Source organism: Marinococcus sp. LNSP9103-4 (assembly GCF_056034345.1).
Map to the genome: position 1 here is coordinate 17,729 of NZ_JBQLIA010000004.1, position 13,948 is coordinate 31,676.

13 protein-coding genes and 1 pseudogene are annotated in these 13,948 nt (G+C 53.1%); 7 read left to right on the forward strand and 7 right to left on the reverse strand.

What is annotated here, in order from left to right:
• Positions 1–36: 36 nt before the first annotated feature.
• Together ACTRXG_RS03895 and ACTRXG_RS03900 are read right to left on the reverse strand one after the other, a co-directional pair.
• Positions 37–522, reverse strand: a complete 486-nt coding sequence (locus ACTRXG_RS03895) for a cupin domain-containing protein (RefSeq protein ID WP_474284078.1) — start codon at positions 520–522, stop codon at positions 37–39.
• A gap of 18 nt (positions 523–540) precedes the next feature.
• Positions 541–1,979: pseudogene (locus tag ACTRXG_RS03900) on the reverse strand (DUF2254 domain-containing protein).
• Between the two features lie 169 nt (positions 1,980–2,148).
• Between ACTRXG_RS03900 and ACTRXG_RS03905 the strand changes: the two are divergent.
• The 4 genes from ACTRXG_RS03905 to ACTRXG_RS03920 all read left to right on the forward strand — a co-directional run bounded on the left by ACTRXG_RS03905 (position 2,149) and on the right by ACTRXG_RS03920 (position 5,772).
• Positions 2,149–2,937: a carbon-nitrogen family hydrolase gene (locus ACTRXG_RS03905; protein WP_474284079.1), complete on the forward strand. Its 789-nt coding sequence runs from the start codon at positions 2,149–2,151 to the stop codon at positions 2,935–2,937.
• 31 nt (positions 2,938–2,968) lie between these two features.
• Positions 2,969–3,658 (forward strand): DUF2848 domain-containing protein, encoded by a 690-nt coding sequence (locus ACTRXG_RS03910; protein WP_474284080.1) that lies wholly within the window; start codon positions 2,969–2,971, stop codon positions 3,656–3,658.
• Between the two features lie 16 nt (positions 3,659–3,674).
• Positions 3,675–4,895: an NRAMP family divalent metal transporter gene (locus ACTRXG_RS03915; RefSeq protein WP_474284081.1), complete on the forward strand. Its 1,221-nt coding sequence runs from the start codon at positions 3,675–3,677 to the stop codon at positions 4,893–4,895.
• A gap of 496 nt (positions 4,896–5,391) precedes the next feature.
• The gene (locus tag ACTRXG_RS03920) at positions 5,392–5,772 is read left to right on the forward strand and encodes a DUF488 domain-containing protein (protein WP_322526944.1); all 381 of its coding nucleotides are present in this window, start codon (positions 5,392–5,394) and stop codon (positions 5,770–5,772) included.
• A 13-nt stretch (positions 5,773–5,785) separates the two neighbouring features.
• On the opposite strand, the gene ACTRXG_RS03925 is transcribed toward ACTRXG_RS03920, so the two are convergent.
• From ACTRXG_RS03925 to ACTRXG_RS03945, 5 genes are all read right to left on the reverse strand, one after another.
• Positions 5,786–6,676: an alpha/beta hydrolase gene (locus tag ACTRXG_RS03925; protein WP_474284082.1), complete on the reverse strand. Its 891-nt coding sequence runs from the start codon at positions 6,674–6,676 to the stop codon at positions 5,786–5,788.
• A 121-nt stretch (positions 6,677–6,797) separates the two neighbouring features.
• Complete coding sequence (locus ACTRXG_RS03930) at positions 6,798–7,268, reverse strand: thioesterase family protein (RefSeq protein ID WP_474284083.1); 471 nt, start codon at positions 7,266–7,268, stop codon at positions 6,798–6,800.
• Positions 7,258–8,229, reverse strand: a complete 972-nt coding sequence (locus tag ACTRXG_RS03935) for a 3-hydroxyacyl-CoA dehydrogenase NAD-binding domain-containing protein (RefSeq protein ID WP_474284084.1) — start codon at positions 8,227–8,229, stop codon at positions 7,258–7,260. The genes ACTRXG_RS03930 and ACTRXG_RS03935 overlap by 11 nt, the downstream gene beginning before the upstream one ends.
• Before the next feature lie 17 nt (positions 8,230–8,246).
• Positions 8,247–9,128, reverse strand: coding sequence for a beta-keto acid cleavage family enzyme (locus tag ACTRXG_RS03940; RefSeq protein ID WP_474284085.1), 882 nt, complete (start codon positions 9,126–9,128; stop codon positions 8,247–8,249).
• Complete coding sequence (locus tag ACTRXG_RS03945; protein ID WP_474284086.1) at positions 9,128–9,703, reverse strand: GbsR/MarR family transcriptional regulator; 576 nt, start codon at positions 9,701–9,703, stop codon at positions 9,128–9,130. Before ACTRXG_RS03945 ends, ACTRXG_RS03940 begins: the two co-directional genes overlap by 1 nt.
• Before the next feature lie 273 nt (positions 9,704–9,976).
• Here ACTRXG_RS03945 and ACTRXG_RS03950 point away from each other — a divergent pair, with 273 nt between their 5' ends.
• From ACTRXG_RS03950 to ACTRXG_RS03960, 3 genes are all read left to right on the forward strand, one after another.
• Positions 9,977–11,458 (forward strand): BCCT family transporter, encoded by a 1,482-nt coding sequence (locus ACTRXG_RS03950; protein WP_474284087.1) that lies wholly within the window; start codon positions 9,977–9,979, stop codon positions 11,456–11,458.
• Positions 11,459–11,545: 87 nt separating this feature from the next.
• Positions 11,546–12,385 carry a YitT family protein gene (locus ACTRXG_RS03955; RefSeq protein WP_474284088.1) on the forward strand — a complete coding sequence of 280 codons (840 nt, stop codon included), beginning with the start codon at positions 11,546–11,548 and terminating at the stop codon, positions 12,383–12,385.
• 1 nt (position 12,386) lies between these two features.
• A complete protein-coding gene (locus tag ACTRXG_RS03960) occupies positions 12,387–13,943 on the forward strand; it encodes a CocE/NonD family hydrolase (protein WP_474284089.1) in 1,557 nt (518 codons plus the stop codon).
• Positions 13,944–13,948 lie beyond the last annotated feature (5 nt).

Sequence of the window (13,948 nt, forward strand, 5' to 3'; positions counted from 1 at the left end):
GCAGGCAAGGTCTACATGGGCTTTTTTTGCGCTTGATCAAGTCAGCCGCTCAATTACTTCCTGGTGTTTGGGATATTCAGCGGTGAGTTCGTCACGCGCGAGCAGCTCGAAGTCGGCAAAGTCAAAGCCGGGAACGACGACGCAGCTGACAAGTGCGAACTGCTCCGGTTTGCGGACTTCGGCACCGAAAATAGTTCCCTTTGGCACGACGCCCTGAAGCACTTCGCCATTGGCGGGGTTCGGTCCAAGCGTCATAATTTCATGGTGCCCGCTCTCCGGATGAATCATATGCACGTCAAGCGGAGCGCCGGTATGGTAATACCACATTTCGTCCGCCTGCAGCTGATGGAGACGGGAAGGCTCACCGGAGCGGACGAGAAAATGAATACTCGTGTACTGGGCGCGGGTTCTGCCATTAGGCGTAGTGACTGTCTCCTCCGACTTCATCGTCTGCCGGAAAAAGCCGCCCTCCGGGTGCGGTTCAAGCTGCAGTTCTCGGATCCATTCGTCAGCTTTAGTCATAGAGAAGCCTCCCTCTTATTATCTGTAATTTTCTTTATACGTTGCGGGCAGCGTACCTTTTTCGATAAATTCCTGCACCAGCTGTTGAAAGGTCTTCGGGTCACGGGCTTCGATCGAAAGCGTCCGCAGGTGGCTGTAAAAGGAGCGCTTTTCAAATTCATAGGCGAATTTTTCCGCGAATGACTGGGCGACCACCTGGCCGTAGCTCCAGCAGATTTGTTTTTTATCCTCCGGCAGCGAGCGGGCTAACAGCACAAGCGTTTCAAGCAGCATATTGGTAAGAACGGGGTCGTTTTTCACATAAACACTGATGTGTCCAAAGGCCGTATACAGGTAATCGTCAAAATACTCCTGCTTCATGACGACGCGGAGCGCGTTTTCCCCGTCGGACAAATACGGTGTGAACGAGGTGACTTTGGCGATGGAAAGCAGCAGGTCAATCAGCTGATATAGCGTGTCTTTAAGTGTCCCCGGTTCATCGTTGGCTACCGCCTTCACAGCGATATCCTTCAGCTTCTGGACCCCGAATCCGAGATCCTGAATTTCGTTCTGCCGGTCACCGAGAAACAGCATGCGCCGGTATTTCTGCTCATCCACTTCGTCCACGGTGGTACCCTCGGTCGTCCAGTAGGAAAAGAGTGTCAAATCGGGCAGCAGGAAATCACCGATATTGCAGTGCAGCTGAATTACGAGGCCGTCCTTTTGGGCTTCCTGGATCAGCTTGCCAAAATCGATAATCTGCAGGTAGCCGGACGTCTCGCACGCCACCTTTGTTGCCTGGTCCTGTTTCTCCTGCGGCAGATAGGAAAGGCTGAGGTGGTCCGGGTTGTCGGCCCGGTATTTTTCAAGGTCGTAGTAAAGCGTGTTTAAAATCCGCTCCTCGGACTGTTTTTTCATGTCTGTCGTAATGCTTGGCGGCTGCATCCATTTGGTGGCGTGATTAATAAACAAAATAAAGTTCAGCACCGAAAAGGCCGTCATGAGCACACCTGCAATCGGAAAAACCGTGTACTGGCTGATGGAGGAATCCAAAAAGAAAAATACGATCAGCAGATAGAAGAAACAGAGGTTAAAGATCCCGATTGCGTGCTGGGTGCGGCGGTTAAAATAAAGTTGAGCAGCACCCGCGGCGTGAACTGGTTCGACATGTTCGTGAGCACCATCAGCATTGAGTTAAAGGTGAACGCGTTGAGCGACAGCACCCCGGACAACATGGTGCTGTACATCGTCTGGGTGATGAGCGAGTACTCTGTCGTGAATGCTGACAAAAGCGTCCATCCCGGCCGGAGGCTGAATTCGATCCAAAACGAGAGAATGGATAAAAGAGAAGCGATAATAATATAAATAGCCGGCAGCACCCACAGGCTGGCACGCGTTTCGTGCCAGCGCTGGCGGGAGGACATGCTGAGCAGCCGTTTTACCGATGCCGGCATCATGCGAAACAGCATATGAAGCATGGTTTCACCCGCTTTCTTTTTTAAGAGTTTGTATAATTTCCGCTACAGTTAAGCATAAAGGTTCCGAAGGGTAAATAAAATAAGTACCGGAGAATAGGCCCTGTTTCTCCGTCAGCGCCGGGTGGTATATTGAATCGTAATAGGATACATATACAAGAGGAGGAAAACGATGAATATTGCCGTTTATCAGATGGATATTGTGGCGGGAGACCCGGAAGCGAACCGGGAAAAGGTAAGCCGGTGGCTTAGGGAGCAGGAGCTTGGCGAGGTGGATCTAGTTATGCTTCCGGAGATGTGGACGACCGCGTATACGCTGCCGGAGCTCCAGGGTATTGCGGAGGATCCGGCGGACAGCGAAACGATCCGTTTTTTGCAGGAGGCGGCGAAACACTATGATGTTCATATCATGGGAGGGTCGATCGCGGTAAAAGAAAACGGGAAGGTGTATAACCGGGCCGTGGTGATAGATAACACAGGGGAGCTTGTATATGATTATGACAAAATCCATCTCGTGCCGATGCTGAACGAGCCGGCGTACTTAAGCGGGGGGCGCGAGCCGGTGAAGGTGTTTGAGATTAACGGAATCAAAATGGGGGTCGTAATCTGCTATGACCTTCGTTTTCCGGAAATTATCCGGAGCCTCGCTCTGCAGGGGTGTGAGCTGCTGTTTATTCCGGCGGAATGGCCCGACAGCCGCCGGAGTCACTGGGACGTACTGAATATAGCGCGGGCGGTGGAAAACCAGATGTATGTCGTGACGTGCAATCGTCCGGGCTCGTACGATGGTATTACATTCGCCGGATCCTCGGCCTTTATAGATCCGTGGGGCAACGTGCTGCAGAAGGGGAGCGTAGAGCAGGAGGAAACGCTCCGGGAAACCCTGGATCTCTCCAATGTAGCAGATGTTCGCAAAAACGTCCCGGTTTTTGACAGTCGGGTGCCGGAGTTGTATGAATAACGATTTTCATGAAAAGGGGGAGAGTTATCCTATGAAAAATTATCTGACGTTACATGAGCAGTCCTCTGGAAACAAGATCGGTGTACAGGTGAACCGGGTTTTTAATGCCGGGTATGCAGGGAGCGATCAGGATAAGGTGCAGGAGCATATCGATGAGCTCGCCAAACTCGGAGTGCCAACGCCTGAAACAACTCCAACGCTATACCCGATCGCTAACAATAATCCAACAACAGATGATACGATTCAGGTTCAGCACGGAGAAACGAGCGGGGAGATAGAATACGTATTGATTTGGGCGGAAGGCGAGCTTTACGTAACAGTAGGCAGTGATCATACAGACCGCAGGCTGGAAACATTCAGCGTACCGATGTCCAAGCAGGCGTACCCTAACGTTATTGCAAAAGATGTATGGAAATATGCCGACGTGAAGGATCATTGGGACCAGATCACCTTCACATGCTGGGCGTCCTCCGGGGAAGAAAAAGAGCTGTATCAGCAGGGCAAAGTGACTGATTTAATGACGCCGGAGGAGTGGGAGCCGCAGTTTGAATCAATGCGGGTGAATACGGAGGGGAATTTCTTTTTTTCAGCAACGATTAATACGGTAGCTAAATCGCTGGCATTTGCCGATTATTATGAATTTGAACTGCACGATCCGGTTCGGAACCAGACGATTCACCATTCGTATAAAGTGGAGCAGCTGCAGCAGCCGACTGAATGAAGAAAGGCGGCGGTGAATGATGGAACAAAACCAAAGCGATCTGTTGAAAAAAGGCGTACAGCGGCGGGTGCTGTGGGGAGCCATTTTTTTAATGGCCACTTCCTCTATCGGACCGGCATTTTTAACACAGACAACAGAATTCACGTCCCAGTTTTTGGCTAGTTTTGCGTTTGCCATTTTAGCATCGATTATTATTGATATTGGCGCCCAGTTAAATATCTGGCGGGTGCTGGTCGTTTCCGGAAAACGGGGACAGGACGTAGCAAACATGGTATTTCCGGGGCTCGGCTACCTGGTAGCGGCGCTCATTGTACTCGGCGGTATTGCCTTTAACATCGGGAACGTGGCCGGGGCAGGTCTTGGTATTAACGTGCTGTTTGGTATTTCCCCGCAGGTGGGGGCAGTGATCACCGGGGTGATTGCCATTATCATTTTTACTGTAAAGAGTGCCGAAAAAGTAGTGGATATCCTTATCCCCATTCTGGGTATCGTGATGATCACGATGGTGGGTTATGTGATGATCACGACCAACCCACCGGTGGGAGAAGCAGTGGTCCGCAGTGTTTTCCCGGAGGATTACGCAGCGCTCGTGCTCCCGGTCGTGACACTTGTTGGCGGAACCGTCGGCGGCTATATTACCTTTGCCGGTGCGCACCGGCTGATCGACCGTGGATTCAAGGGAAAAGAAGCCCTGCCGCTTGTCACGAAAGCTGCGAATTTTGGCATCTTAACGACCGGAGTTATGAGAGTGCTTTTATTCCTTGCCGTGCTGGGTGTCGTGTCTGCAGGGTATACGCTTGATGAAGGAAACCCGGCGGCCTCTGTGTTTCAGATCGCTCTCGGCAATGTCGGCTATAAAATCTTCGGCGTGGTGCTGTGGTCCGCTGCGATAAGCTCCGTGATTGGGTCAGCATATACGAGCGTATCATTTATTCGCTCCTTTCACCCGCAGCTCGAAAAGTATTATAAATGGCTGATCATCGGCTTTATTGCTTTTTCCACGATCGTGTTTGCGATTGTCGGGGAGCCTGTAACATTGTTGATCGTAGCCGGCGCTTTAAATGGATTGATTCTACCATTAACGCTCGGCTCGGTGCTTGTGGCTTCCAGGAAAAAGTCCATTGTCGGGGAATACAGGCACCCGGCCTGGATGCTCATCTTTGGGATAGTGGCAGTGTTGGTCACCTTGGTGGCAGGATTTCTGTCGCTGCAGGGGATTGCGGATTTGTGGCAGTAGAATGTTAAAAGGAAACACTCTGCAGGCCGAAGGAGCTTGAATAGCTTCGCCCGCCTGTGGTATAATTCATTTAACAAAAAACGGCCCGTGCGCGAACACGGACCGCCAACAGCAGTACTGACCCTTCAAAGGGGTCGGCTCAGGGAAAAATAAACCACTGGAGCGCTCTAACTCAAAGGTGGTTTATTTTTTATGCTTAAAATAGTCTGCTAACATTACGCTGGCGTAAATCGCTGTTAGAATGGAAGCGGCTACGGTTACGGCGTCTATTAGCATTACGGCATCCCCCCTTTCGCGAGGGAGTGCCGACCACCTTTGAGTTACAGTATGCTGTTACTATAATAGTATCAAAGGCCAATCAATATTTCGAATATTAATGGAAACAAAAACTTATTTTAAATGAACCGATTTTTTCGCTTGCACGTTTGCCCACTTTCCCGGAAAGGAAAGAGCGGAGAAGAGAGATTTAAAATTACACAGATGAAGGATGATTACTATGCCAATATACTGCAAGCGGCTTCATAAGAAAGCAGATACGGACGACGGCTACCGGATTTTTGTTGAGAAGGAATGGCCGAATGAAGTCGAAGAGGTGCGTGCCGATATTCATGAATGGGTGGACGGCGTTGCCCCATCGAAGGAACTGCAGAAGGCGCTTGAGGACGAACCGAAAAAGTTCGAAAGCTTCAAGGAGGCGTATAAGGCAGAGCTTGAGCAGGATGAGCTCAAACGCGAAGAATTGCAGCGTCTGAAAGAAATTGTGCGGATGCAGGACAAGGACGTGACGCTCGTCTTTTCGTCAGAGGACGTAAAACGAAATCACGCCTGGGTGCTGAAGGAAATTCTCGATCAGCAGCCGGCGCATCCAGAAGAGTAATACGAAGGCCCGCCTAAAGCAGGCGGGCCTGAAGCGTGGAGACGACTAGTCCCCACGCTTTTTTTGCGGTGCTTTTTCGTCCGACATGGGTGAACGCGTGAATGGTTTTTGGAAACATCTGATACTCCACCGGCACGCCTTCCTGCTTCAAGCGCTCTGCGTACCGGAATGCCTCCCGGGCGAGGGAATCGTATTCCGGGGTGAACACAAGCGTCGGCGGCAGCCCTTCGAGTGATTCCGCACGGAGTGGGGAAATATACGGGTGCGCAGCGCTCTGGCCCGTTTCCAGGTAGCTTGCCGTGAACAGATCCGCCACAAAAATGGGAATCGCTCCGGGGAAGAATGCTTTTTCGCGGGGATCAGTCGCAAGGTCGAGAATCGGCGAGTCCAAAATTTGAACTGCGGGCATCGGCGCCCCGGTGTCGCGCAAAAGCAGCAGCGTTGATGCTGCAATGTTTCCGCCGGCACTGTGTCCGCCGAGGGCGAAGCGTTCCATATTCAGGCCGAGCCAATCCTCATGGGCATGCAGCCATGCGATCACGTCCCGGATTTCAAACAGGGAAAACGGAAACCGGCTGCGCGGGGCCAGGTGGTAATCAATATTTACGACTACACAGGGGGTCAGCTCGGCGACATAGCGGCCCCAGCCTTCATCGTCGGCATAGCTTCCCATGAAAAAGCCGCCGCCGTGCAGATTCACAAACACCGGAAGAGCAGTGCCTTCAGCTTTTTCGGGATAATAGATGTGCACGGGCGTCGCGCCGGCAGCCGTTTCAACAATGTAGGAATCAGTGCGGACCGCCTCTGCCACAGGCGGGGTAATATGGGTCGGCGAATAACGGCGAAGTCGTATTTGAAACGCGCGCAGAAGCGCGGTCAACAGGTAGGTTCTCCATACGGGCATTGGTGCCACTCCTTTCTTCTCTCTACGTGCCTATTCCTGCCGCAGCCTTTTGTTAAGCTGAAAATTGTCCAGCATAAAAAATCAGCCGGCACTCGTTAAGAGAGTACCGGCTGATGCTGCATTATTTTCGTTTAATCCCAATGGAGCGCCCGGCTTTAGCCGGCCAGTTCTCCGGAGAGAGGACCGGAACGCCGGCAAATCCCTGCTGAAGCGTTTCGGGAAACGGGGCGGGCCGTCCGGCGGACTGATCCATTCCCATCACCATTTGTTCGCTCGTAGCGATTGTTTCATTTTGAGCGTCAAGCATCTCAAACCACAGATGCAGCCGCTTGGCGTCCTGATCAAGGATCGCCGCTGATACGGCGAGCGGCTGATCCTGGCGGGCCTCCGCCAGATACAGCAGGTGCGTTTCGAGGGTAAATACGGTGTACTGCTCCTGTTCGATAAAGCGGGCAGTCAGGCCTGCGTCTTCAAGCAGCGCATCGAGCGCCCGGCTGAAAACTAAAGCGTAAGCGGCGTCATTCATGTGTCCGTTATAGTCCACCCATTCCTTTTCTACGCGGCCGTTCCAGACTGTATGGTTATTTGTCATGGCTCGCAACCTTTTCCGCCGGCCAGTAGCTGCCATCGTGCAGCAGGTTCATGAGCTTTAAAAGAAATTCATCGCGGCGCTCTTCAAGCTCGGCGACGCTTTTGTCCCCGGATTGTTCATTTGTGCCTTCGATCACTTTTTCGCTCAATTCAGGAGTGAGCTCCGGAGCTTCGAGACTGGTCCACGGGGCTTTCAGGGCCGGACCGAACTGCTCGAGCATGTGGGTCATGCCTTTGTCCCCTCCGGCCAGATGGAAGGTCAAAAACGGTCCCATGAGTGCCCAGCGGAGACCGGCGCCGTAGACGATCGCTTTGTCGACTTCTTCGGTGGTGGCATGGCCGTCATTAACAATATGAAGGGCTTCCCGCCAGAGGGCTTCCATCAGTCGGTCGGCGATATGGCCGTCCACTTCGCCCTTCATGACAAGCGGCTTCATGCCGGCAAGCTCATATATTTCCTGGGCGCGTGTCATTTCGGTACCTGTCGTCTGCTCGCCGCCGGAAAGCTCCACAAGCGGAAGCAGGTAGACGGGATGAAACGGGTGGGCGACGATGACGCGCTCCGGATGGCGGGCACAGTCGGTCTGAAGGGTCGTCGGCTTGTAGCCGGACGTGCTCGAAGCGATGATGCTTTCGGCCGGCGCGTGTGCATCAATCTGGGCGAGCACGCTTCGTTTAATGTCTTCGCGTTCAGGCACATTTTCCTGAATAAGGGCAGCGTCTGACGCAGCGTCTGAAATGTCAGTCGTAAATGTAAGCTTATCGATGGAAGCATCGTCGTGCATGCCGTTTTCCTTCAGCTTCGGCCAAAGCGATGTAACAGTGCTGCGGGTTTTTTCTTCGGCGCCTTCCGCCGGGTCGCAGGCAATAACGTGAAAGCCGTGCGCAAGGAAACGGGCGATCCAGCCGTTGCCGATCACGCCGGTTCCAACGACGGCAATAGTAGTTGTTGTGGGATTCATGAGGTCCTCCTAAAAATTTAAGATTGTTTCGTCAGGCCGAGCGTATCGCGCGCTTCCTGCGGGGTCATTGGTTCTACGTTCAGCGTCTGCAGCAGCTGCACAGCTTTGTCGACGAGCTGGGCATTCGTGCCGAGCACGCCTTTTTCGAGATAAAGATTGTCCTCGAGGCCGACGCGGACGTTACCGCCAAGAAGGGCTGCCTGGGCGACCATCGGGATCTGCATGCGGCCGATGCCAAACGCCGACCAGTTAGCGCCTTCCGGCAGGTGATGCTTCATGTGAAGCATCGTTTCCGCGTCTGCTTCCGCGCCCCACGGAATGCCGAGGCAGAACTGATAGAGCGGGTCGCCGTCTACGAGGCCTTCGCGAACGAGCTGGTTGGCAAAGCGGACGTGACCGGTATCAAAGCACTCCATTTCCGCCTTCACGCCGCTTTGCTGGATCAGCGATGCCTGCTTACGGAGCCAGCCGGCCGGACCGAGATACACCTGGTCGCCGAAGTTCAGGCTGCCGCAGTCAAGGGTGCAAATCTCGGGGAGGAATTTCCCCACGGGGAGATGGCGCTCCTCCGGGGTCTGCACAAACGTGCCGTCACCGCCGGTGGCCGGGTGCTTCTGATCGGGCACAAAATCGCCGCCGCCCCCGGCTGTGAGGTTTAACACCACGTCGGTTTCGCTTTCGCGGACGCGTTCCACGACCTCCTGGAAGAGGGCGGGGTCAAAGCTGTAGGTCCCTGTTTTCGGATCGCGGACGTGAATGTGGGCGACCGCGGCTCCTGCTTTGGCTGCTTCGATGGCGTCACGGGCGATAGCTTCCGGCGTGACCGGCACATGCTTGCTTTTGTCTGTCGTTTCTCCGGCGCCGGTGACGGCGCTTGTAATGATTGTTTTCTGGCCCATTATTTATCTTCTCCTTTATCGTTTCTCTCTATTGGAACAGCGTTGAAAATATCTCCGCTTTCGAAAAATTCAACGAGACGGTTGATCCAGTTATAATACGCGACCCATTCGTCGAGCTCTTTGCGGAGCTCGGCAATTTTTTGGTCTACCTCCGCTGAACCATCGCTTGCAGCAGCGACCTCATCGATTTCTCGCTGCAGCTTGTTGGCAAACTGCCGGTTTTTGCTGATCACTTCCCGCCAGTTTGTCGTAAACAGGGACACAAACGTCTGCACATAATCGTTTTCCACATTATAATGCTCCTTGCGGCTGCCTTTTACGTGCTCTTTTTCTGCGATGTTTAACGAAATCATCTGGCGCATCACCTGGCTCATCCGGGTCTTGCTCATTCCGGTTGCTTCGGCCAGGTCATCGAGCGTCATCGGCTCGCGGTTCATGTAAATAATGCCGAGCAGCCGGCCGATCGTCGATGACACGCCGAACGTATTCATATTGTCGGAAATACGGTCGGCAATCTGCCGTTCGGTTTCATTCAATTGTTCAAGCAGCTGGTTTTTATCCCCTGAGGCACTCATGGCGCTCCCCCTTTATAAAGCTTTCTCTGTTTTCCACGCGTCTAACTGTATCACGTTTCAAAAAAAAGACAAAAATGCAGGTTGGGGTCACTGAGGGCGAGAAAGGAAGGAAATATAAGATAATGAACCATAAAATCTGTGCAATAAAAATTGCATAGATTTTACACGGGTTTTTGACGGCTTACGCGTTTTTTCTTTTCAGAGGGCTTTCTCTATAATGAAGGACGTTGTGAACGACTGCAGCGGAAAGACTATGGAGGAGGTACATACATAATGAGAAAAATGACGACTGTGTTAAAAGTGTCGATCGTTCTTATCCTACTATTCTTAGCATTCGGCGTATTTTTTACAGCGCAGCTTGAAGCAGCAATGACTGCTGCCCAGGCATTTGTATTTGTGCATTTTGGCTGGTATTTTCAGATTTTAGTGACGCTTCTGTTAATTTTCGCCGTTTATCTGGGCTTCAGTAAATACGGAAAGGTGCGGCTCGGAAAGCCGGACGAAAAGCCGGAGTTTAACCGGCTCACTTGGTTTACGATGCTGTTTTCTGCCGGTATCGGGATCGGGCTGCTGTTTTACGGTGTGTCCGAACCGATCGGGCACTTCTCGAGCCCGCCACACGGCGAGGGCGGTGCGGAAGGTGATGCCATCCGGGGCGTTTCCTCGACGTGGCTTCACTGGGGACTGCATGCCTGGGCAATCTATGCGCTGGTGGCACTGGCGCTTGCTCTGCAGCAGTTCCGCTATCAGGCACCGGGGCTGATGAGCACGACGCTCCGGCCGGTGCTCGGAAAATATGCGTATGGACCGGTCGCGAACGTGGTCGATATCGTTGCTGTTTTTGCTACACTGTTCGGAGTCGCGGCCTCACTTGGACTAGGCTCCCAGCAAATTAACGCCGGCCTGCAGTTTATTTTTGGCGTGCCGTACAATCTTGGCGTGCAGTTCATCATCATGACGATTGTGACGATTATTTTCGTAACATCAGCAAGCACGGGAATTCAGCGGGGTATTAAATATTTAAGTAACATCAACCTGAGTCTGACCGGCATCCTGCTGCTGTTTATGCTGATCGCCGGGCCGACGCTCTTTTTAATTAACATGTTTGCTTCCGGCTTGTCGGATTACGTGCAGAACTTCCTCGGATGGGGGCTGCGCATGGATCCGATCGATGAGCAGGAAGCAGCATGGACCCAAAACTGGACCGTCTTCTACTGGGCCTGGTGGATTTCCTGGACACCGTTTGTCGGTATGTTCGTGGCCCGGATCTCAAGGGGACGGACGATTCGTGAATTTATGGCCGGCGTACTGCTCGTGCCATCGATCGTTTCGTTCTTCTGGTTCAGCACGCTTGGCGGAAGCGCGATTTTCCTTGAGTTGTTCGAAGAACGCGAGGTATCATCGCAGTCGCTCGAAACAGCGCTGTTCTACGTGCTTGAAACGTATCCGCTCGGAGGCATTATGTCCGTGTTTGCCATCATCGTGGTGACGATCTTTTTCGTGACCACGGCCGACTCTGCGACGTTTGTGCTCGGGATGCAGACAACCGGGGGCAGCCTGAATCCTCCGGTATCGATAAAAATCATGTGGGGCGTATTCTTCGTTTCCGTCACTGCGATTCTATTAGTGGTTGGCGGGCTGAGTGCTTTCCAGACTGCCATCGTGGTCAGTGCGCTGCCGCTGTCGGTCATTGTTATTCTAATGTGCGTCGGCATTGTCAAGACCTTAAATCTCGACCAAAAACGCGGCAAATAAGCGCGGGCAGGAACGCAGGCTGCGTTCCTGCTCTTTTTTACGTTATAATATAGTTTTGTCTGAAAATATGTATGGGGGGAAGAACGTATGAAAAATATAATGTACATTATTATCGGCACACTGCTGTTTGCGCTCGCGGTGACGCAGCTTGCGATGCCAAACTCCATTGCCGAGGGCGGCATCGTCGGGATGTCCCTGTTAATTTATTACGGACTGGACATTTCGCCTAGTATTTCAACACCGATTATTTTTATTCTGCTGCTTGGCGTCGGAATCCGTTATCTGCCGCGCCACATGGTGTATAAAACGATTTTTAACGTGGCACTGTTTTCAGTGTTCATCTGGATTTTTGAAGGCATGTATGCCCAGCCGATGGAGGATCCGCTGCTTGCTGCGATTTTCGCCGGGGCGATTACCGGTGTAGGATTTGGTTTTATTTATCAGGCCGGAAGCTCTGTTGGCGGCACGTCCATTATCGCCCGTGCCTTTAACCAGCAGCTTGGCTGGGACCTGACCGGCATGACGCTCGTCCTGGACGCGCTCGTCGTAATTGCAGGGATTTTCATTATCGGGCCGGTATCTACGATGTATACTCTGATTACGCTCTACATCGGGAAGGTCGTCACTGACTTTGTGCTCGGCGGCTTTGATTCGAAAAAAGCGCTCAATGTGGTATCACCGTATTCCGAACAGATTTCGGAGCGTATTACGAAGGAGCTTGCCTCGAGTGCGACCGTTTTTGACGGCCGGGGCGAATATATGAAGGAGCAGCGCCGGGTGCTGTATATTGTTATCCATTCGCACCGTCTGCTTCGTTTGAAACGGGTTATTAAAGAAGTGGATCCGAATGCGTTCATCGTCGTCCATAACGTCAAGGACGTGTCGGGCGGAACGTTTTCGATCGGCCATGAGGAAGTGCGCTCGTAGCATGCGTATCGAAAAGCAGGTGGAGGGCCGGATGCGCGACGGCACCGTGCTGCGCGCAGACGTGTACCGCCCGGACGGGAGCGGAAGCTGGCCGGTGCTTCTGCTCCGGCTTCCGTATGACAAAACGACCCGTCATTACCGGGACACGTTTGTGGATGTGGAACGACTGACAGCGGCTGGATACGTGGTCGTTATTCAGGACGTACGCGGCCGGTTTGCCTCGGAGGGAGAATTCTATCCTTTTATATATGAAGCCGAAGATGGATATGATTCGGTGGAATGGGCAGCGCGCCTCCCGGAGGTGAACGGGCGTGTCGGCATGATCGGCATGTCGTATCACGGCTTTACCCAGGTGGCAGCTGCGGCCGTTCAGCCGCCGTCGCTTGAGGCAATAGCACCGGTGATGGCATTTGCGGACGGCTGGAGCACGATGCGTGGAGACCGGGGCGTGTTTGAAATCGGCAAATGGCAGACATGGGTCGCTGAATCGATGCTTCCGGATCACCTGGAGCGGCTGGAAGGTCCCGAAGGACCGGCTCGTATCAGAGGATATCTTGAAGAGCTGCCGGCCTGGCTCGGGAAAGGGGAACCGCTCATGTGGCTCCCGGTTACAGCGGTCGGCCTGCCGGTGTACTATAACGACTTTCTGCTCGGAAAGGCTTCTGAAGAAACCAGGCAGCGCATGCAGGCAGCCCCGGAGAGCATTAAAGCGCCGGCGTTGTTTCTCGCCGGGTGGTATGACTGCTTTCTTGAGGAAACCATTGATTTATATGAAAGAACGGCTGGTCCCTCGGAGCTCTGGATCGGGCCATGGACGCATGAAGATCAGAGCGGCCAGGCGGGAAACGTGTTTTTTCCTGAGGCGCAGGTGGATCGTACCGCGTTGTTTCTGCAGTGGTTTGACCGCTGGCTGAAGGACGAAAAAACGCCACCCGGGGATCCGGTGCATTATTACGTCATGCACGCCGGCGAATGGAGAAGCGGATTGGAAATACCGGAGGGGCAGTCGGAGAAGACATTTTATCTGCACGCTGATGGCCTGCTTTCCGAAAAATCTCCGAATCAGGCATCCAGTACCCGGGTGGAGCATGATCCGGAGAACCCGGTGCCGACGAGCGGCGGGAATATTTTAATGAGCGGATTTCCGGCAGGAAGCTTTGATCAGCAGGTGATACAGAAACGGAGCGATGTGCTGGTTTATACGAGTGCACTACTGCAGGAAGACTGGGAAATAATTGGCGACGTGCAGGCGCGTCTTTGGATGAATGCGAGCCGACCGGACGTTCCGCTTGGCCTGCGGATAAGCGAAGTTCAGCCGGACGGAAGTGCATGGAACGTCGTGGATACCCTGGAGGCACAGCCGGAAGCGGCAGGAAAGCGGGTCATTGATATCGGCAGAACCGCATACCGGCTTTCGGCGGGGAACCGCCTGCGTATGGAAATATATTTGAGCAGTTTTCCCCGTATTGAAAGCTGGCGTGACAGTATCTGGGTGGAGGTTAATGGAGATTCGCAGCTGCGTATAAAGGCTGGAGGGCCTCCGGTTTTTCCGAATTGATGCAT